Here is a 19,939-nt window from a genome sequence, read left to right as displayed (position 1 = left end):
TTACCGACAACAACAAAATTGCGGATAGGAGAAAACAATGATTAAGCCTCTTGACCTGACCCTTGACTACAAAGTGGCCGACATATCTTTGGCTGACTTTGGCAAAAAAGAAATGCAGCTTTCCGAGCGCGAAACGCCCGGCCTCATGGAATGCATCAAAAAATACGGTCCCACCCAGCCCCTCAAGGGCCTCAAGGTCACCGGCTCCCTGCACATGACCATTCAGACGGCCATGCTCATCAAGACCCTGCACGCCCTTGGCGCAGACATCCGCTGGGCTTCGTGCAACATCTTTTCCACTCAGGATCACGCCGCCGCCGCCATTGCGGAAAGCGGCATGGCCAAGGTCTTTGCCTGGAAGGGCGAAACCCTTGAAGACTACTGGTGGTGCACGGAAATGGCCCTCACCTGGCCTGACGGCAGCGGCCCCGACCTTATCGTGGACGACGGCGGCGACGCCACCCTGCTGATCCACAAAGGTTTTGAGGCGGAAAACGATCCCTCCATCCTTGACCAAAAGACCGACAACAAGGAATTTCAGTGCATTCTTGACCGCCTTAAGCTGCGCCTCAAGGAAGCCCCGCAGCACTGGCACAAGGTTGCCGCCAAGGTAAAGGGCGTTTCGGAAGAAACCACCACCGGCGTTCACCGCCTCTACCAGCTGGAAGCTGCCGGCACCCTGCTGTTCCCGGCCATCAACGTCAACGACTCGGTCACCAAGTCCAAGTTCGACAACCTGTACGGCTGCCGCGAATCCCTGGCTGACGGCATCAAACGCGCTACCGACATCATGGTGGCGGGCAAGGTTGTTGTGGTCGTGGGCTACGGCGATGTGGGCAAGGGCTGCGCCCAGTCCATGCGCGGTTTTGGCGCACGAGTGCTGGTGACGGAAATCGACCCCATCTGCGCCCTTCAGGCCGCTATGGAAGGATTTGAAGTCACCACGGTTGAAAACGCCCTTCACCAGGGCGATATCTATGTGACCTGCACCGGCAACTACCATGTCATCACCGGCGCCCACATGGAAGCCATGAAGGACGAGGCCATTGTGTGCAACATCGGCCATTTCGACAGCGAAATCGAAATGTCCTACCTGGAAAACACCCCCGGCATAACCTGCCTGAACATCAAGCCGCAGGTGGACAAGTGGACGCTCAAGTCCGGCCGCAGCATCATTGTGCTGGCCGAGGGCCGTCTGGTTAACCTTGGCTGCGCCACCGGGCACGCCAGCTTTGTTATGTCCAACAGCTTCACCAACCAGACCCTTGCCCAGCTCAAGCTTGCCTCCGAACCGCTGGAAAACAAGGTTTACACCCTGCCCAAGGAACTGGACGAAGAAGTGGCCCGCCTGCACCTTGCCCGTCTTGGCGTCAAGCTTACCACGCTTACCCCCGAGCAGGCCGAGTATATCGGCGTGAAGGTTGAAGGGCCTTACAAGCCCAGCCATTACCGCTACTAAACCCGCAAGGCGAACATTCCAGAAAGAAAAAGCCGGAGCATTGCTCCGGCTTTTTCATGTTGCACTGCCCCGGAAAATAAAAGCATACTGTCATGGCACATCCATTTTTTTCATGTTTTCAACCTCATCCATTACTAATTGAATAAATACATCAGGTTTTATTTCAAGCGCCTCACTTAAACAAAACAAAACATTCAATGACACATTCCACTTACCATTTTCCAATCCGGTAATATAAGCCCTTTCTATCATCGCAAGCTCAGACAACTTACGCTTGCTCATGCCAAGAGCTTCACGTCTGCCCTTCAGGATATTCGCAACTGCTTCATTTAAATAAGGATATTTTTCCATCCTATTACTATACCGGAATTTTCTTGACTAGACATGGGAGTATATTACCATCTATATCAGGGGCAAGTAGCCTCGGTGTTTCGTGCTTTTTGGTCAAATAATACAACAGCATTATTTTTTTATTGCAATTCAATTCTATTTTCATAACCAAATAAAATGGGGCTTGAATTATTATCTGCGCAAGCATCTACCTTAATGACAACATAACTACTTCTCATAGTAGTTATTTTATTTTGTATGTAATGTTGTCATAAAAAAAAAATTTCACTTTATTATTTTACACAAAATAGAACTTACGTACTTTTTATTATTATAATATTTTATAATTCCTTTTTATATTTCAGTTCAATGTTATTTTTTCATTTTTATGTGTTTTTATATTTTTACACTTAACCAATATATACCTATCCAAAACACATTAAAATCCGATAATACTAAAATAATAGCAGAAAATTTGATACAAAATCAATATCTGCATTCCATCCAATTAAAATTTTAACAAAAGATTGAGCAAACCGTTTAAACAGATCTTATCACAGTGGAGAAGCATCATGAAGTTGAGTGTCAAGTTATCCTTGATGGCAGGTTTTTTAATGGCTCTGACAATTGCGCTTGGGCTTTTCAGCCTTGTGCAAATGTCAAAGATCAATGACGGCACAACAGACATCAATCAAAACTGGCTCCCCTCCACCAGGTATGTATTGAATCTCAACGTTAATACATCAGATTATCGCCTCGCCCAGGTGCAGCTTGCCAACAGCCCTGAGGCACAGGACAGGGCTCGCTATCAGGCCAGAATGGACACCACGCTCAAAGATATTGAAAAGAACAAGTCGCAGTACGTGCCGCTCATTGCTTCAGCAGAAGAAAAAAAGGTCTACGAGGCTTTCCAGCGCGAATGGCAAAGCTACATGGATATTTCAAAAGATGTGGTCATGCTTGCCGACAAAGGACAACTGGAAGAAGCGCGCGACCTCACCCGTGGCAAAACCCGGGCTATTTTTGAAAAAACCACGGCCTACCTGGAAGATCTTGTCCGCATAAATACCGAGGGCAGCCTGGCCGCCAGCAAGGGTTGTGATGACTTGTACGCCTCGGCCAAACTTTTGGTTATCTGCCTGCTGGTGGCCTCTCTTCTGGCGGGAACCGCCACAGCGGTTGTCATCCTGCGCGGCACCCACAAGCAGCTGGGCAAAGACCCCGGCGAACTGAACACCATTGCCCTGCGGGTTGTGGACGGCGACTACAACATTGACGATGGCAGCCCCAAGGCTGGCGTGTACGAATCCATTGTAGCCATGGTTGCGGCCCTCAAGAGCCACATTGACCACGCCAAGGAAGAATCCCACAAGGCTCAGGAAGCTGCGGAACAGGCCCGCAAGGCACAGATTGTGGCCGAAGAAGCCACCGCGCGGGCAGAAACAGCCCGCAAGGAAGGCCTGCTTGACGCCGCCACCCAGCTTGAAGGCGTGGTCAACGTCATCGCATCAGCCTCTGAAGAACTTTCCGCCCAGATAGAGCAGTCTTCGCACGGCGCTGAGCAGCAGGCCCACCGCATTGCGGACACCGCCACCGCAGTGGAAGAAATGAATGCCACGGTCATTGAGGTTGCCAAGAACGCCGGAGCCGGTGCAAACCTGTCCGCATCCACACAGAGCAAGGCCAAGGAAGGCGATGATGTAACCACAAAGTGTCGGCGAGCCATGGACGAGGTTCAGGCCGAAACAATAGGTCTCAAAACCAACATGGACACTCTTTCTGTCCACGCACAGGCCATCAACGAAATTATGACTGTTATCTCGGACATCGCCGACCAGACAAACCTGCTGGCCCTGAACGCGGCGATTGAAGCTGCGCGCGCTGGCGAGGCGGGCCGTGGCTTTGCCGTTGTGGCAGACGAAGTGCGCAAACTGGCAGAAAAAACCATGTCCTCCACACAGGATGTGGGCAAGGCCATTCAGGCCATTCAGGAAAGTTCCAAAGAAGGTGTGCGCCGTATGGACCAGGCGGTTGGCAAGGTAAACCTTGCTGCCGATCTTGCCGAAAAATGCGGTGCCGCGCTTGCGGAAATTCTCAGCCTTGCGGAGCAGACAGCTGATCAGGTGCGCAGTATCGCCACCGCCAGCGAGGAGCAGTCCGCTTCCTCTGAAGAAATCGCCCGCTCGGTGGAGCACGTCAATACCATTGCGTCTGAGACATCACAGGCAATGGGCGAAGCCAGCAAGGCTGTTTCCGAACTTGCGGCGCAGGCCCAGAACCTGGCCCGCATCATAACCCAGCTCAAAAATTCCTAACTCTCGCTGCATGCAGTCACAGGGCGGCCTTGCATTCGCAGGGCCGCCTTTTTTGGACCCTGGGCGAGGTGCCCGCACACCCGCTATTTTCCCAAACCTCTCTGCGCCACCCAAAGCTCGCCCCACTCCCTCACCAAGAAGAAATACGCACTCCTGCTCTGGCGGCAGTGGCGACAACGTGCTCTTCCATAGCCAAACGCGCCCCGTGCGAGTTCCGCGACCGGAGATGTTCCAGCAGAACCGCATGTTCACGCATGGTGTCCACCAGCCCTTCCTGATTGGAAAAAGGCAACCGCTGGCTTTCAGAAAACAGATCAAAAAACGGGCGCATGGCCTCAATGAAAAAAGGATTGTTTGCCGCTTCAATCATCTGGGTATGAAAGGCGAAATCCAGTTGGGCAAAAAGCTGCACGTCACCGCGCACGCTGGCCTGCTTCATGTCGTCAAGCATGGCTGCCATGTCGTCAAGCTGGGCCTGCGTAGCGTTCAGGGCCACAAGGGCGGCAATGGCTGGCTCTATGGCGTGCCTGAACTGAAAAATCTGCGTTTCTTTGCCCGCAATAAATGACCGGTCAAACCGCGTGACAGGTGCCACAGGCAGGCTCTCCTGCGCGCGTGTCACAAGGAATACGCCCTTGCCGGGCTGAATGGTCACCTTGCCCATGGTCTCCAGAATAACCAGAGCTTCGCGCACCGTAGGACGGCTGACCCCAAGAGATTCCGCAAGCGCGCGCTGCGGGGGCAATTTATGCCCTTCTTGCCAGTTATTATGCAAAATCATTGATAAAATGCTTTCAGCAGCTTCTTCCGAGCTAGACTTCCACATTTTTGTAGCTTCTTCAAGTTTTTCCTGTAATTTAGCACACATAATTTCCACCAAACTGTAGAAGTAATATTTTCCGCCTACCCATGTTGACAAATTTGTAGAAAACGCGCAATCATTTTTTACCGGTCTTACCAGAAAATGACCAAAACGTGGATAATTCCGGATTTACTCAAACATTTTCTTCGGGGGACGTCATGCAATTTTTTCCCAGCCGCCTTGGTTTCATCCTGGCCGTCATGCTGCTGACCGCAGCCCTGCCGCAATCCCTTTACGCCCAACAATCGGGCAACACGCTTGAATCAATAAAAAAATCAGGCGTTATCTCCATTGCTGTTCCGCAGGACTTCCCCCCCTTTGGTTCTGTGGGCGCAGACATGCAGCCTGTGGGTTACGACATCGATACTGCCCGGCTTATTGCAAAAAGCCTTGGCGTCAAAGTGAAGCTTGTGCCAGTAACCAGCACAAACCGCATCCCCTACCTTACCACAGGCAAGGTTGATCTGGTCATCTCCTCACTGGGCAAAAACGCCGAACGCGAAAAAGCCATCGACTTTTCAGTGGCCTACGCGCCTTTCTTTAACGGCGTATTTGGCCCCGCCGATCTCAAGGTCGCCACGGCAGAAGATCTGACGGGCAAGACAATTGCGGTGACCCGTGGCGCGGTTGAGGACATGGAACTGACCAAGATTGCGCCCGCATCCACAGAAATCCGCCGTTTTGAGGACAACAGTTCAACCATCGCCGCATATCTTTCCGGCCAGGTGCAGATGGTTGCCACAGGCAACGTTGTGGCGGCTTCCATCAACGGGCAGAACCCGGCCAAACATCTGGAAGTCAAATTCCTCATCAAGAACTCGCCCTGCTACATCGGGCTGAACAAAAACGAGCCGGAACTGCAAAAGGCTGTGGACGACATCATCATCCAGGCAAAGAAGGACGGGCAGCTTGAAGCCATTGCGCAAACATGGCTGCACACCACCCTGCCGCAGGATTTTTAAAGATTTTCTGGTGGCTTGCCAAAAAGGACAGCGAGGAGCACCGTGCTTACCAACTTTTTACCGGTAAGACCACAAGGTTATAACGGCAAGATTCTGATGCGGCAACCTCGCAAAGCTGCAAAATAGCGACTTTGCCGCAGCAATCAGGACATATGGAGGTGGTCGCCATAGAGCGACCTCCAGTTAGGGGAACAGCCATGGCCTATCAGTTTACCTTCGAGCCCATTGCGGCAAACTGGCCATTGCTGGTTCAGGGGGCAGCACTGACGCTGACCCTCACGGCGGTCAGCGCCACGGTGGGCCTTGCCGTGGGCATTTTGGGAGCGGTTTCGCGCGAGTGGCGGTTGCCCTTTTTGCACCCGTTTTTTACCGCCTATGTAGAATGCGTCCGCAACACGCCCTTTATTGTGCAATTGTACTTCATATACTTCGGCCTGCCCGCCCTTGGGGTGCGGCTGAACGGATGGGAAGCCTCCGTGCTGGCAATGGTCGTCAACCTTGGCGCATATTCGACCGAGATCATCCGTGCTGGTGTGGCGGCTGTGCCCAAAGGCCTGATTGAAGCCGCAGACTCCCTGGCCATGAGCCGCTGGCAGTGCCTGCGCCACGTGATTCTGCGCCCGGCGCTCAAAACCGTGTGGCCCGCCCTGTGCAGCCAGATTGTCATTGTCATGCTGGGGTCTTCGGTATGTTCACAGATCGCCGCCGAGGAACTGACCTTTGAGGCAAACCTGATCCAGAGCCGTACGTTCCGCGCCTTTGAGGTCTACCTCGCCAGCACCCTCATGTACCTTGCTCTGGCCATCGCAGTACGCAAGAGCCTGCATGCCTTTGGCAAACACTGCATCCGCAGGGGGCGCGCATGATCAGCTTCTCCATCTGGGATATGGTGCGCCATCTGCTGACGGGCGCGGGCTGGACAATCGTTTTATCCGTCATCGCTTTCGCTCTTGGCGGATTCATGGGCCTTATTGTGCTGTTTGTACGCATTTCGCCCAAGGCACAGCTGCGCGCCCTGGCCGTGACGTACATTGAGTTTTTTCAGGATACGCCGCTGCTTATGCAGTTTTTTCTCATCTTTTTCGGGCTGGCCCTGTTTGGCGTGGATATTTCGCCCCTGGCCGCCGCTACGTTGGGTCTTACGTTCTTTACCAGCGCGTACCTTGCTGAAATCTGGCGCGGATGTGTTGAGGCGCTGCCCAAGGGTCAGTGGGAGGCATCGGCGTGCCTCGCCATGAACCGTTACGAGCAGCTGCGTCACGTCATTCTGCCCCAGGCCTTGCGCATAGCCATCCCCCCGACTGTGGGCTTTTCAGTACAGGTCGTCAAAGGAACAGCCGTGGCCTCGATCATCGGCCTTGTGGAAATAACCAAAACCGGGACCATGATCGCCAACGCAACCTTCAAGCCGCTGCTGGTCTACGGCCTTGTGGCTGCGGGTTATTTTCTCATGTGCTATCCGCTTTCGGCCTTTGCCCGCTGCATCGAAAGGAGGCTCCATGTCGCTGGTCGTCGTTGATGAACTGCACAAGCAGTTCGGTGAAACCAAGGTGCTGCGTGGGGTCAACCTCACGGTGGAAGAAGGCGACGTTGTGGCCGTCATTGGCCGCAGCGGATCTGGCAAGAGCACGTTTCTACGTATTCTTAACGGGCTGGAAACCTTTGATGCGGGTTTTGTGAGAATTGACGGAGATCGTGTCCATGGGCTGGAAAACGATTTGCGCCCACTGCGGCTCAAAGTGGGCATGGTCTTTCAGCAGTTCAACCTCTTTCCCCACCTTACAGCGGGGGAAAATGTCATGCTGGCCCCGCGCATTGTCAAAAAAGAGCCCGAGGCCGAAGTGCGGGAGCTTGCCGCAGAAATGCTCGCGCGGGTGGGCCTTGCCGACAAATTCAACGCCTTTCCCGATCAGTTGTCTGGCGGGCAGCAGCAGCGGGTGGCCATTGCCCGCGCGCTTGCCATGCGCCCCAAGATGTTGCTGTGCGATGAAATAACCTCCGCCCTTGATCCCGAGCTGGTGGGCGAAGTGCTTGAGGTTGTGCGCAAGCTTGCGGCAGAAGGCATGACCCTGATCATGGTCACGCACGAAATGCGCTTTGCACGTGAAGTAGGCAACAAACTGGTGTTCATGCACCAGGGCAAGGTTCATGAGGCCGGGGCCCCCAAGGCGCTTTTTGCCAAGCCCGGCACTCCGGAGCTGGCTTCGTTCATCCAGACGGTGAACTGAGCATTATGGGCAATTTATCAAAAATTGCTCCGGCGTCCGCCCATGCGAACGCCCGTTGCGGAGACCGGCGCGCTGTGCCCGGTCTGGGCAAGCAAAACTAAATCTGCTCAAGGAGGAAACATGGCTTATCCAGAGGGTTTGCTGAAGACACGGGCCGTCATCCGGCCCGGCGAATATGCGGTCATTCCGCCGGAAGGTCGGGTGCGCAACGTCATACCCGGCATTGAGGGCTGCAACATGTCCATCATTGCCTCCCCCAAACTGGGCGCGAGTTTTGTGCAGTATGTAGGCACCGCCCTGCCCGGCGGGGGTACCGTTGCCCCCTTTGCGCAGGAGCCGGGCGTGGAAGCCTTTTTATATGTCATGGACGGCGCGGAAGCGCTGACCGCAGCCACCTGCGGGCAGAAGCACACTCTGGCCCCCGGCGGCTACGTGTTTGCCCCTGCGGGAAAAGGCCTTGAATTTAGCAACACCACCAATGCCCCAGTGCGCTTTCTGCTCTACAAGCAGCGCTACATAGCCCTGCACGGGTACGAAGCCGAAGCAGTATTCGGCAATACCGCAACAATGGAAGAACGCATTTACGAAGACATGGCCAACGTGTTTATCCGCGATCTGCTGCCCACCCATCTGGGCTTTGACATGAACATGCACACCCTCAGCTTTGACCCCGCAGGCTGCCACCCCTTTGTGGAAACCCACGTGCAGGAGCACGGGGCCTACCTGCTGGAGGGCGAAGGCATCTATCTGCTGGGGGCCGAGTGGATTCAGGTGCAGAAGGAAGACTTCATATTCTTTGGCCCCTACACCCCGCAGGCAGTGTACGCCACTGGCAGGGGACGGCTCACATACATCTACTCCAAAGACTGCAACCGCGATGTGGCCCTCTAGCCTCCCGCTTTTTCAATAAGGATATACCATGTCACAGTTTGGCGAAATTTACCGGGACGAAGACGTTGATATTTCCGTGCTGCACGGCAAGACCATTGCCATCATCGGCTACGGCAGCCAGGGCAAGGCTCAGGGCAAAAGCCTGCGCGACAGCGGCATCAACGTGATTGTGGGCGTTGGCGACAAGACCGTGCACAACAGCTGGAAGGACGCCGAGGCCGACGGCTTTGCCGTGTACGACATCGAGGAGGCGGTCAAACAAGCTGATATCGTTCATATTCTGCTGCAAGACCCGGCCCAGCCCGCTGTGTACTATTCTTCCATCCACGCCCACCTGCGCCCCGGTCAGACCCTCAGCTTTGCGCACGGCTTTGCCATCCTCTACGGTACCATCAAGCCGCCCAAGGATGTGGACGTCATCCTGTTTGTGCCCAACGGCCCCGGCCCGGTGGTGCGCCGCAAGTTCAAGGAAGGCTCGGGCATCTACGGCGCGGTGGCCGTTGATCAGGACGCCAGCGGCCATGCCGCCGACACTGCCCTTGCCATTGCCAAGGGCGTGGGCAGCACCCGCGTGGGCACCATCAAGCTCTCGTTCCAGCACGAAACCGAGGGCGACAATTTTGAAGAGCAGGTGCTCTACGGTGGGGCTATTCAGCTCATGCGCTCCATCTACAAGGTCATGACCGATAACGGCTATCCGGCTTCCTTCGCCTATGCCAAGGCCGTGCGCTCCATCCGCTCCATCATTGACGATATCGATGAAGTGGGCGTGGAAGAATACCTCACGCGGCGGGCCAGCCGCACGTGTGAATTTGCCGTGCGCACATCCGGCCCGCGCGTCATCAACGAAGATGCCATCCAACAAATTTTTGAAGAAACGGAAAAAGGCATCTTTGCCCGTAACTGGCTGAATGAATTCAATCTGGGCATGCCCACCCTCAACCGCATGCGCCGCACCTGGGCCGATTCGGACATGGAGCGCACCGGCAAACTGTTCCGCGACAAATTCGGCATGTCATAGGCTTTTTCCGCCGCTGGCGGGATGTGCCTGCGGGCACGGGCTGGCAGCCCGTGCCCCCGCCGGATAAATAGAGCCTGAACCAAGGGAGAAGGCATGAACTCTGTGCGTGTAGACAAAGCGCGGCTGCAAAACCGCATGGAAGCAATATCTGCATTCGGGGCAACTGCGGGCGGCGGCGTCACCCGACTGGCCCTGTCCGATGCAGACAAAGACGCCCGGCAGCAACTCAGCGCATGGCTGAAGGAGCTGGGTTGCGAAATCCATGTGGACGGCATGGGCAACATCTTTGCCGTGCTGCCGGGCAAGGACAGAAGCCTGCCCCCGGTGATGACAGGTTCTCACGGCGATTCCCAGCCGCTCGGCGGTCGTTTTGACGGCATGCTGGGCGTTGTGGCTGGCGTGGAGGTTGTGAACGCTCTGCGCGATGCGGGCGTGACCCTGCTGCGCGATCTGGTGGTGGCCGACTGGACCAACGAGGAAGGTTCCCGCTTCACCCCCGGCTGCTCCGGCTCCGGCGTATGGGCTGGCAAGCTGGCGCAACAAGATATGTACGCCCTCAAAGACCAGCAAGGCCTTACCCTTGGCGGGGAGCTCACACGCATCGGCTTCCGGGGCGATTCCAGTTATTTCCCCCGCCCTGTACACGCGGCCTTTGAACTGCACATAGAACAGGGGCCTGTGCTGGAAGAGAAAAGCATCCCCATCGGCATACCACAGGGCATTGTGTGCCTGCGCTGGTACAATGTGCGCGTGCAGGGCGTGCCCAACCATGCCGGGCCAACGCCCATGACCAGCAGGCAGGATGCCATATACGCCTTTTCGCTCATGGCAGCGCGCATCTTTGAGATCGCCCGCAGTTCCGGCCAGGTGGTTGCCACTGTGGGCGAAGTGCATGCTTCGCCCAATTCACGCAACGTCATTGCCGGGGATGTGCAGTTCACCATCGACGTGCGCGGCTGGGACGAAGCCGCCACGGATGATGTGTGCCTACGCATCGAGTCCGCGCTGGCCGAAGCTGCGCAACTGGCGGGGTGTGAGGTTACGCCCGAACGCATCTGGCAGGTTTCGCGCGTGCCCTTTGACCAGCGCCTGCGCGGAATGGTGCGCGAGGCTGCGACCAACCTTGGCCTGCCCTGCCTGGACATGGTCTCCGGAGCATCGCACGACATGATTTATATTGCTCAGGTTGCGCCGGGAGCCATGATATTTGTGCCCAGTATGGGCGGGCGCAGCCATGCCGAGGTAGAAAACACCTCGTGGGAAGACTGCGCGGCAGGCGCTGACGTGCTGCTGCACTGTCTGATGCGCGCGGGCAACGAACCCGGCTAGAGCAGTTTACAAATGAAATGAGTTAACTGCTCTGCAAGGATTTTCCTGAAAATTCTTGCCACGAAATACGAGCAGGCAGGCATATCAAGTGTTAACTGCTCTAAAACAATTTTAAATTACGAAATTTTCGGGGGAGGAGGCTATTCTCTCCCCCGCGCCCTCGCGTCATTATTTCTGCCGCAATCTACCCAGGGATCTTTCTGCCGGGTGGAATCCGCCCTCACCTGCCCCAAGAGGCGCATTGCCCAGCAAGGCTTTGCCGTGTATGCTTGCCGTTCGCCGAACAGCTTCGGCAGGAACCCGCGTAAAGGACTACAATGCAGAAAGTGACCATTCATACTGACGGCTCATGCCTGGGCAATCCCGGCCCCGGCGGATGGGCCGCCGTACTCAAACTTGACGATCAGGACTACCGCAAGGAATTTGCCGGAGGCTACAAGCTGACCACCAACAACCGCATGGAAATCCTGGCGGTTGTGGAAGCCCTGAGCCAGTTGCAAACCCCCTGCGAAGTCGAGCTCTACTCCGACTCAAAATACGTCTGCGACAGCATTGAAAAGCGTTGGGTCTGGGGCTGGCAGAAAAAGGGCTGGATCAAGAGCGACAAAAAGCCCGCCCTCAATGTGGATCTGTGGAAGCGCCTGCTGCCCCTGCTTTCCACCCACAAGGTGCGCATGCGCTGGCTGAAAGGCCATGCCGGGCACCCTGAGAACGAACGTTGCGACGTTCTGGCCCGCGCAGAAGCTGGCCGCAGGGATCTGCCCCCCGACACGGGCTATAATCCCTAGCCACGGCGAACCCTAGTTTTGCCCTTGCGGGCATTCCCGCAGGGGCGCGCAAATCCTTGACTGTTCCTCATTTCAGCTTCCGGCAGCGCCAAGCCCATCAGCATGACAGCAACCTCCCCAGATACCGCACTCACACTCGCAAGCCTCTGGCATTCCCTGGGCTGGCCCTTGCTGCGTCTGCTGCTGGGGCTGGCGGTGGGCCTGCTTGTGGCAAACCTGCTGGAGGCCCTGCGCTGGACGCGCCATCTTGCCCGCCTTGCCGCGCCCCTGGCCCAGACCGCCCATCTGCGTGAAGTCGCGGGCGCGAGTTTTTCGCTGGCCTTTGTGTCCCCCGCCGCTGCCAATGGCCTGCTCTCTGACAGCCATAATCTGGGCGAGCTTTCGAGCAACGAGCTTATGCTGGCAAACCTGTTCAACAGCCTGCCAGCCTACCTTGTGCACACGCCCACCATTTTTCTGCTCACCTGGCCGGTACTGGGCACTCCTGCCCTGGTGTACGTGGGGCTTACCTTTATCGCCGCCGCTGGACGCACGGGCTTTACCGTCGTGCTTTCACGCTGGCTGCTGCCGCCGCCACCGCCGGGCTGTATTGCCTGTCAGAACATCAAGCAGGCGGGCACATCGTGGCGCGAGGCCCTGAACAAGGCCTGGCGGCGCTTTTTGCGGCGTCTTCCCAAGCTGGTGTACTTCACGGCGCCCATTTACGTGCTTATGTTCTGCATGCAGCGCTACGGCTATTTTGCGCTGGCAGAAGCATGGCTGGCCGATCATATGGGCTGGCTCTCGTTTTTAAAGCCGCAGGCCATGGGCATCATTGTGTTGCACCTGGCAGCGGAGCTTGGCGCGGCTCTTGGCGCTGCGGGCAGCGTGCTGCAAACTGGCGGGCTTTCGCCGCGCGATGTGGTGCTGGCCCTCATGGTGGGCAATATCCTTTCCACACCCATGCGGGCCATACGGCACCAGCTGCCATCCTATGCGGGCTTTTTCCGCCCGGCGCTGGCCATGCGGCTTATCCTCGCCAATCAGGGGCTGCGGGCCGCCAGTATGACCGTTGTAACCCTCGTTTACTACTTCTGCACATAAGGACAAAGCATGAGCACCCCTCCTGAACTTGAAGAAGTGCAAGAAGACTTTAACATGGGCATTATCTGCGCGCAGCAGGTGCTGGCCCACTTTGCAGACAGGCTTGGCCTGACGGAAGAAACAGCCCTGCGCATTGCCTCGGCCTTCGGCTCAGGCATGGGCAAGGCCGAGGTATGCGGCTGCGTTTCCGGCTCGCTCATGGTCATAGGCATGATGTACGGCCCGAGCGGCCCATGCCCGCGCCCGCAGAAAGAGGCCTTCTACGCCCGGCGCGACGCCTTTACCGAAGCTTTTGCCAAGGCTCACGGCAGTTTGCAGTGCCGGGGCGTTCTGGGGCATGACATTACCACGCCCGAGGGCATGGCAGCTGTCAAACAGAACAATCTTTTCATCAAAACCTGTGCGCCGCTGGTTTGCCATACCTGCGCGCTGCTCGAAGACTACCTGTAGGAGTACTGCATGACTGACACCGCCACCCCGGCTAACGATACCCAGGCAACCGAGGCCGCAGCAGCCCCCGCCGCGCACACCGCTCACGTTCAGGTGGTCAAGCCGGAACACACGGGCGCGCGCGTGACCGTACTGGTGCAGCCGGAAGAAAAATACCTTTCCATGCCCCGGCCCAAGACTTCGCGCCAGCTGCTTGCAGCCCTTGGCCTTGCTGAAGAAACCGCCCTTGTGGCCCGCAACGGTCAGCTGCTTACGCCTGACCGCCACATCTGGCCTGACGACGATCTGCTGGTGCGCAAGGTAGCCTCCTCGGGCTAGGCCCGACCTTGCCGCGCCAAGAGGAAAATGGTACCCGCAACATATGCTGAACCTAGACCTTTCCCAGGTGCTGAGCACCCTGGCCGTAGCCGCTGTACCCGCTCTCCTGGGCATCATTCTGCACGAAGTGGCCCACGGATGGGTGGCCTTTCGCTGCGGCGACCCTACCGCAAAAGTCATGGGGCGGCTGACCCTGAACCCCCTGCCGCATATTGACCCCATGGGCCTTTTGGCCTTTGTGCTGACAAGCCTTTCCGGGGCCTTTGTGTTCGGCTGGGCCAAGCCAGTGCCAGTCAATCCCCGTTACTTCCGCAATCCCGCAAAAGACATGATGCTGGTAGCCCTTGCCGGGCCGCTCACAAACTTTTTGCTGGCAGGGCTTTTTGGCCTTTTGCTGTGGGCGGTGCTGCATGTTTTTCCACCGCAACAATGGATGGACAGCACAAGTTACGTCTTTGCGCTCAAGACCATCCAGACGGGCGTAATCATTAATTTCGGGCTGGGCTGGCTCAATCTGATGCCCATTCCTCCGCTGGACGGCAGCAAGGTTGTGGCCTATTTTCTGCCCCCAAACGCCGCATATCGTTACCTGAGTGTGGAGCGTTACGGATTTGTCATTCTTTTGTTGTTGCTGTTCACCGGGGCGCTTGGGCTTGTGCTTGGTCCGCTGGTCAGCGGCAGCGCCCTTGGCCTGCTGTCGCTGCTGGGCATCATTTAGACCACCTTGCCTTTGAGAATGCATTTTCTTAGGGATGGCCGCACCCGCTGGCAAACGCGCCGTACACAACGAGGCTTGCAGTGAAATTCGTTGCCGTTGATTACGGTCTGGCCCGCACGGGCCTTGCCGCATCCGACCCTGAAGGACGGCTGGCCTTTCCGCTGGCTACCTTGCGGCTTGAAGATTTTACCGACCGCAAGGCCTTTCTGGCCGCCCTTGCCGAGCGCATTGCCGAGGCCGGGGCAGAAGCGGTGGTGGTAGGTTTGCCCCTGACCCTTGATGGGGAAGAAACCATGACCACGCGCCAGATACGCAACGTGACCGAGCGCCTTAAGCGCCGGGTGCCGCTGCCTTTTTTCTTTATGATTGAGGCGCTGAGTTCCGAAGAAGCCTGGGCCGACCTGCGCGAGGCCGGTCTGGAAATGCGCAAACGCAAGGCAGTGCTTGACCAGCAGGCCGCCGTGCGCATTCTTTCTTCCTTTCTTTCGCTTGCGCCCCAAGACCGGAGACCCGCATGAAAACACTGTTGCGCGCGCTGGGCCTGCTGCTTTTGCTGGTCCTCGCAGGCGGAGGATGGTTGGCTTACGAGGCTCACACTTTCCTCACCACCGCACCGGAAACCCCAGGCCGCGATGTCTTTTTTGACGTACCAGCCGGGGCGCGTCTGGCGCAGGTAAGCGCAGGGCTGGTCAAGCAGGGGGTTGTTACCGACGCCCGCAAGCTCGACCTGCTGGCCCGCTATAAAAAATGGGAAAACCGCCTCCAGGCTGGCAGATTCGCCCTCAATACGGGCTGGCTGCCGGAAAAGGTGCTGGACGAGCTGGTCAACGGGCACCCCGTGCTGTACCGCGTTACCGTGCCGGAAGGCCTCACATGGTGGCAGACAGGCAAGGTGCTTGAAGAGGCCGGACTTGTAGTTTTTGACGACTTTCGCAAGGTCGTGACCGACCCGGACTTTCTGCGTCATTACGGCATCCCCTTTGCCACGGCTGAGGGCTTTTTGATGCCGGATACATATCTGCTCAAAAAGAATGACATTGTCGATCTGGCGCAGGCCAAGGCCGTTGCCGGGCGCATGGTGGACAACTTCTGGCGCAAGACCGCCAACGTATGGCCCGACGGCAAAAAACCGGGGCCGAGCCAGACCGAACAGCTCAAAACATGGGTTATCCTTGCTTCCATAGTGGAAAAGGAAACAGGCATTGACGCAGAGCGCGCCCGCGTGGCCGGGGTCTACCAGAACCGCATCAACAAGGGCATGCTGCTCCAGGCCGACCCCACAGTGATTTACGGCCTTGGACCCAACTTTGACGGCAACCTGCGTCGCCGCGATCTGGACGATCCCAATAACTTATACAACACCTATCAGCGCCCCGGCCTGACGCCAGGCCCCATCTGCTCGTTCGGCGCAGCGGCCCTTGCCGCAGCCGTCCACCCCGAGGCGCACAACTATCTGTACTTTGTGGCGAAATTCGATGGTGGCGAGCATGTTTTTTCCACCAACCTCAATGACCACAACAAGGCCGTGCGGCAGTATCTGCAAAACCGCCGCAATGCCAAGCCCGCCGCGCCCGATGCGCGCTGAGGAGGCCCCTGTGAAGTACCTCATCGTTGAAGACTTTTCTGGTCAGGAAGTGCCTTTCATCTTTCCGCGCCGTGTAGACCACAGCGACATGCGCGAACAGCTGCCTTACAGCCGCGTTGTTTCCGCCGGTTTTGTGGAACTGGGGCCAGAGGGTTTTGCCTGCTCCGGAGGTAACCCCGAGCTGCAACTCAAAGCCCGGCCAGAGGCAGACGCGGCCATCATTGCCGAGGCCCTGCGACAACGCTGACAGCATCTGCCGCAAGGCAATCCCTGCCGACATCATACGGAGCGCAAACATGCTCAAGCCGCAGCCGAGCATACCCGGCCTTGTCATAGGCGGCACGGGCAGTAATGCGGGCAAAACGACCTTTACCCTGTCCCTGCTCTGCGCCCTGCACGCTCGCGGGCTCATGGCCCGCGCGGCCAAGACCGGGCCGGACTATATTGATGCTGCCTTTCATGCGGCGCTGACAGGCCAGCCCGCAGCCAATCTGGACACATGGATGTGCCGGGAAGCCACGCCGTCCCCTGCTGAACACCCCCTGCCCGCTGGGCGCATCCCCAAAGGGTTGGGACGCGTTTTTGAACGCATGTCCGCAAGTTGTTGCCAGCATGAGGACGCGGACGATGCAAAGGCCGGAACAAATCCTTCCGCCAAGCCAGACCTGCTGGTGGTGGAAGGGGCCATGGGTCTCTTTGACGGAGGGCACCGTGGCGCGGGCAGCACTGCGCATCTGGCCTCCCTGCTGGGTCTGCCTGTGCTGCTGGTACTCAACGCAGGCGGTATGGGGCAGTCCATTGCCGCGCTGGCAGAGGGCTTCCTGCATCACCGTCCCGCATGGGCTGGCGGCCTGCCTGTCCGTTTTCTTGGCATGGTGTGCACCCATGTGGGCAGCGCCCGCCACGCCGACCTGCTGCGCCAGTCATTGACGCCCTTGGCAAAGAGCGCTCGCGTGCCCCTCTTGGGCCTGCTGCCCCGGCAGGGGGCACCGGAACTTCCCTCCCGCCATCTGGGGCTAGTGGAAGCGCGCGAGGCCCTGCCTGCGGTGGACAGACAAGCGCTGACCCAATGGGTTGAGCAACACTGCGACCTGAACCGCATGCTCAAACTGGCGGGAGTGCAGACGTCACAAAGGGCAGTCGATGCAGACAAGTCCGGGGCGGCAATGCCGGAAGTTGCACGGCAAGCGCGATTATCCGAGGCACATGAACCGCCGTCGGACAGATTTTTTCCCCTTTCAGACGCACAAACGCAGCACCCACCCCGCCCCCACCGCAAGCGCTGGCTTGTTGTGGGCCTAGCATGGGATGAGGCTTTCAGCTTTTGTTATGCGGATCTGCCTGCCGTGCTGCACGATCTTGGGGCGCATGTTGTCGCTTTTTCTCCACTGCGGGATGCCGCGCCGCCAGCCGAATGTTCTGGCCTGTACTTTCCCGGCGGCTACCCGGAACTGCATGCCCCCCGGCTCGCGGCCAACACGGCCATGCGCGCAGCCCTCCACGGGCTGGCTGCACAGGGCATGCCCATGTACGGCGAGTGCGGGGGCTATATCTATCTCATGCAGTCCGTGCAGATTGCAGGGCAAGACCACGCCATGAGCGGCCTCTTGCCGCGCAACTGCGCACTTGGCGCAAGCAAGGCTGCTCTGGGCTACCGGGCCGCGCAAGCCGCGCCTGATTGGCCCGCGCTTAAACGACCTGCCGCCCGTCCCCTGTGGGTGCGCGGACACGAATTTCACTATGCGCAGGAAGAAGAAATACCCCTGCCCACTCCATGCCGTCCCCTGTGGAAGCTCTATGACAGCCATGGCCGTTTTTTACGGGACGAAGGCTGCCGCCTCGGATCTGTCGCCGGATCATGGCTTCACTGCTATCCCGAAGGCTCCCGCCGCTTCTGGCGCGCATGGCTGCGCACTTGCGCCGCCTACTTTTCAGACACACGCCCCTGAGGATTTTATGGTTCACAACCCCACAGACAAAATCAGTGTTGATCTTGACCCGGCCTGCACCCCAGCCGAAATCGAAAGCCGCTCTTTCGCCATCATAGATGCGGAAATTCCTGAACCGCGAACCTTTGATGGCCCGCTCTGGCAAGTGGCCCGCCGCTGTGTCCACACCCTTGGCGATACGGATATCGTGGACGACCTGCGGCTGAGCGCCCTTGGCCTTGAAGCTGGCGTGACCGCCTTGCTCGCGGGCTGCACCGTGTATACCGACACCCGCATGGCCGCCGCTGGCCTGCCCATGCGCCGCCTTGATCCGCTGGGGGTAACAGTGACGCCTCTCATGGCACTGCCCGGCCTTGCGGAGCTTGCCGCCAGCCGGGGCACCACACGCTCCCGCGCCGGACTTGAGAGCATTGCGCAGAACATGGGCGGCAACATTGTGGTCATCGGCAACGCGCCCACGGCCCTGCTGGGCCTTCTGGACGTGCTTGCGCAGGGCGCGCAGCCGCCTGCCCTCATAGTGGGCATGCCTGTGGGCTTTGTGAACGCGGCGCAGTCAAAGGAACTTCTGCGACAAAGCCCCTGGCCCCACTTTACCTTGCTGGGCCGTAAGGGCGGCTCCGCTGTGGCGGCGGCCTGCATCAACGCGCTGGCTGACATAGCCCTTGCGCGGCGCGGCCTCACGCAGGTTGCGGCTCTTTAGACAAAGCACCGGGTAGCGATTTTTTTTCAGCAAAAGTCCGAATACTAGCTGGTTATTGAAAATGGGCATTCTCTGAACATGAACACGTTCAGGGAATGCCCATCAGCTTTTGGCGGCAACACCTTGAAAAATCAGTCACACGGACACATGCTGCCGTCTTTGCAGGTTTGACCTTGGGCAGTTCTTGCTATTTTTTTCATAGCGCGCTACTTATTCCATAGCGCGCGCAAGAACACTACCTTTGCTTGCAGTTTCGCAAAATATGCGGAGCGCAAGCCGCAAGATCAAACGACAAGGAGCAAATCATGCCCGTCATCACCATAGCCATGCACAGCACAACGGAAGAAGTGAAGAAGAACCTGATTGAAGGCCTGACCGCAGCCGCAGTGGCGGCAACGTCCGTTCCGCAGGAAAAGTTTGTGGTATTTGTTGAGGAATACGCAACCGATGCCATCGGTCTGGGAGGCCGGACGCTCAAGGCCATCAAGGCTGCGCAGCAATAGTCGCGGCCCTATTATGCAGGAATCCCCGGAGGAGGCTACGCGAGCCTTTTGCTGAGCAGTTCGCTCCAGCGTTCGGCCTCCTCCGGGGCCACTTCCATAGCCCAGGTAATGGCCCAGGCTCCAAATGGCTCCAGAAGAAGGCTCAACTCCACACCCATGCCTGTCAGAGCATAGCCGTCATTGGTGGTGCACACGAGTTTTGCCTCGCGCAGTTCTTTCAAGCGGCTGTTGAGTACCGCTGGGGATATGGATTCGCAGGCCTCCTGCAAGCCGCGGAATGTGGCCGGGCCCTTGCGCAGTTGCCAGATAACGCCCATGGCCCACCGTTTGCCCAGCAGGTCAAACAGCGCCATGAGCGGCACGCCGCTGCGGGAACCTCGAACAGGTTTACCTGGTATGGGTATGCTCATGCTTCCGCCGCATTCGTGCTGAACAATATGGTGCCATA

23 protein-coding genes are annotated in these 19,939 nt (G+C 57.7%); 20 read left to right on the top strand and 3 right to left on the bottom strand.

The window, feature by feature from the left end; genetic code table 11:
- Positions 1–37: 37 nt before the first annotated feature.
- On the top strand, positions 38–1,459 hold the full coding sequence (gene ahcY / locus RDK48_RS03800) for an adenosylhomocysteinase (protein ID WP_298997667.1): 1,422 nt from the start codon (positions 38–40) through the stop codon (positions 1,457–1,459).
- Positions 1,460–1,549: 90 nt separating this feature from the next.
- Here ahcY and RDK48_RS03795 read toward each other — a convergent pair whose 3' ends face one another.
- Positions 1,550–1,810, bottom strand: a complete 261-nt coding sequence (locus RDK48_RS03795) for a helix-turn-helix domain-containing protein (RefSeq protein WP_298997669.1) — start codon at positions 1,808–1,810, stop codon at positions 1,550–1,552.
- A gap of 551 nt (positions 1,811–2,361) precedes the next feature.
- On the opposite strand from RDK48_RS03795, the gene RDK48_RS03790 reads away from it, so the two are divergent.
- Positions 2,362–4,104, top strand: coding sequence for a methyl-accepting chemotaxis protein (locus RDK48_RS03790; protein ID WP_298997671.1), 1,743 nt, complete (start codon positions 2,362–2,364; stop codon positions 4,102–4,104).
- A gap of 130 nt (positions 4,105–4,234) precedes the next feature.
- On the opposite strand, the gene RDK48_RS03785 is transcribed toward RDK48_RS03790, so the two are convergent.
- Positions 4,235–4,930 carry a FadR/GntR family transcriptional regulator gene (locus RDK48_RS03785; protein WP_298997994.1) on the bottom strand — a complete coding sequence of 232 codons (696 nt, stop codon included), beginning with the start codon at positions 4,928–4,930 and terminating at the stop codon, positions 4,235–4,237.
- 194 nt (positions 4,931–5,124) lie between these two features.
- Between RDK48_RS03785 and RDK48_RS03780 the strand changes: the two genes are divergently transcribed.
- From RDK48_RS03780 to RDK48_RS03695, 18 genes are all read left to right on the top strand, one after another.
- Complete coding sequence (locus RDK48_RS03780; RefSeq protein WP_298997672.1) at positions 5,125–5,928, top strand: transporter substrate-binding domain-containing protein; 804 nt, start codon at positions 5,125–5,127, stop codon at positions 5,926–5,928.
- A 197-nt stretch (positions 5,929–6,125) separates the two neighbouring features.
- Positions 6,126–6,794, top strand: a complete 669-nt coding sequence (locus RDK48_RS03775) for an amino acid ABC transporter permease (RefSeq protein ID WP_298997673.1) — start codon at positions 6,126–6,128, stop codon at positions 6,792–6,794.
- On the top strand, positions 6,791–7,447 hold the full coding sequence (locus RDK48_RS03770; RefSeq protein ID WP_298997674.1) for an amino acid ABC transporter permease: 657 nt from the start codon (positions 6,791–6,793) through the stop codon (positions 7,445–7,447). Before RDK48_RS03775 ends, RDK48_RS03770 begins: the two co-directional genes overlap by 4 nt.
- Positions 7,428–8,156 (top strand): amino acid ABC transporter ATP-binding protein, encoded by a 729-nt coding sequence (locus RDK48_RS03765; RefSeq protein ID WP_298997675.1) that lies wholly within the window; start codon positions 7,428–7,430, stop codon positions 8,154–8,156. Before RDK48_RS03770 ends, RDK48_RS03765 begins: the two co-directional genes overlap by 20 nt.
- Positions 8,157–8,276: 120 nt before the next feature.
- Positions 8,277–9,047 (top strand): (S)-ureidoglycine aminohydrolase, encoded by a 771-nt coding sequence (gene allE / locus RDK48_RS03760; protein WP_298997676.1) that lies wholly within the window; start codon positions 8,277–8,279, stop codon positions 9,045–9,047.
- A 28-nt stretch (positions 9,048–9,075) separates the two neighbouring features.
- Positions 9,076–10,068: a ketol-acid reductoisomerase gene (gene ilvC, locus RDK48_RS03755; RefSeq protein WP_298997677.1), complete on the top strand. Its 993-nt coding sequence runs from the start codon at positions 9,076–9,078 to the stop codon at positions 10,066–10,068.
- 93 nt (positions 10,069–10,161) lie between these two features.
- Positions 10,162–11,397: a M20 family metallo-hydrolase gene (locus RDK48_RS03750; RefSeq protein WP_298997678.1), complete on the top strand. Its 1,236-nt coding sequence runs from the start codon at positions 10,162–10,164 to the stop codon at positions 11,395–11,397.
- A gap of 317 nt (positions 11,398–11,714) precedes the next feature.
- Positions 11,715–12,185, top strand: coding sequence for a ribonuclease HI (rnhA, locus tag RDK48_RS03745; protein ID WP_298997680.1), 471 nt, complete (start codon positions 11,715–11,717; stop codon positions 12,183–12,185).
- A 102-nt stretch (positions 12,186–12,287) separates the two neighbouring features.
- Positions 12,288–13,268 carry a hypothetical protein gene (locus RDK48_RS03740; RefSeq protein ID WP_298997682.1) on the top strand — a complete coding sequence of 327 codons (981 nt, stop codon included), beginning with the start codon at positions 12,288–12,290 and terminating at the stop codon, positions 13,266–13,268.
- 9 nt (positions 13,269–13,277) lie between these two features.
- Positions 13,278–13,718, top strand: coding sequence for a C-GCAxxG-C-C family protein (locus tag RDK48_RS03735; protein ID WP_298997684.1), 441 nt, complete (start codon positions 13,278–13,280; stop codon positions 13,716–13,718).
- Positions 13,719–13,727: 9 nt separating this feature from the next.
- Positions 13,728–14,036, top strand: a complete 309-nt coding sequence (locus RDK48_RS03730) for a hypothetical protein (protein WP_298997686.1) — start codon at positions 13,728–13,730, stop codon at positions 14,034–14,036.
- Positions 14,037–14,079: 43 nt separating this feature from the next.
- Positions 14,080–14,754 carry a site-2 protease family protein gene (locus RDK48_RS03725; protein WP_298997688.1) on the top strand — a complete coding sequence of 225 codons (675 nt, stop codon included), beginning with the start codon at positions 14,080–14,082 and terminating at the stop codon, positions 14,752–14,754.
- Between the two features lie 80 nt (positions 14,755–14,834).
- Positions 14,835–15,272 (top strand): Holliday junction resolvase RuvX, encoded by a 438-nt coding sequence (gene ruvX / locus RDK48_RS03720; protein WP_298997690.1) that lies wholly within the window; start codon positions 14,835–14,837, stop codon positions 15,270–15,272.
- Positions 15,269–16,339, top strand: a complete 1,071-nt coding sequence (gene mltG / locus RDK48_RS03715) for an endolytic transglycosylase MltG (RefSeq protein ID WP_298997692.1) — start codon at positions 15,269–15,271, stop codon at positions 16,337–16,339. Before ruvX ends, mltG begins: the two co-directional genes overlap by 4 nt.
- Before the next feature lie 10 nt (positions 16,340–16,349).
- Positions 16,350–16,586: a hypothetical protein gene (locus tag RDK48_RS03710; RefSeq protein WP_022659006.1), complete on the top strand. Its 237-nt coding sequence runs from the start codon at positions 16,350–16,352 to the stop codon at positions 16,584–16,586.
- A 49-nt stretch (positions 16,587–16,635) separates the two neighbouring features.
- Positions 16,636–18,288, top strand: a complete 1,653-nt coding sequence (locus RDK48_RS03705) for a cobyrinate a,c-diamide synthase (RefSeq protein ID WP_298997694.1) — start codon at positions 16,636–16,638, stop codon at positions 18,286–18,288.
- Between the two features lie 7 nt (positions 18,289–18,295).
- A complete protein-coding gene (locus tag RDK48_RS03700; RefSeq protein ID WP_298997696.1) occupies positions 18,296–18,988 on the top strand; it encodes a precorrin-8X methylmutase in 693 nt (230 codons plus the stop codon).
- Positions 18,989–19,293: 305 nt separating this feature from the next.
- On the top strand, positions 19,294–19,491 hold the full coding sequence (locus tag RDK48_RS03695) for a tautomerase family protein (RefSeq protein ID WP_227118795.1): 198 nt from the start codon (positions 19,294–19,296) through the stop codon (positions 19,489–19,491).
- 35 nt (positions 19,492–19,526) lie between these two features.
- Here the strand turns inward: RDK48_RS03695 and RDK48_RS03690 are convergent, their stop codons facing one another.
- Complete coding sequence (locus RDK48_RS03690) at positions 19,527–19,901, bottom strand: helix-turn-helix domain-containing protein (protein ID WP_298997700.1); 375 nt, start codon at positions 19,899–19,901, stop codon at positions 19,527–19,529.
- Between the last annotated feature and the right edge of the window lie 38 nt (positions 19,902–19,939).

Source organism: uncultured Desulfovibrio sp. (genome assembly GCF_902477725.1).
Classification (GTDB): Bacteria; Desulfobacterota; Desulfovibrionia; order Desulfovibrionales; family Desulfovibrionaceae; genus Desulfovibrio.
Note: the sequence above shows the minus strand (reverse complement) of the source record. Positions and strands in the feature narration are given on the sequence as shown.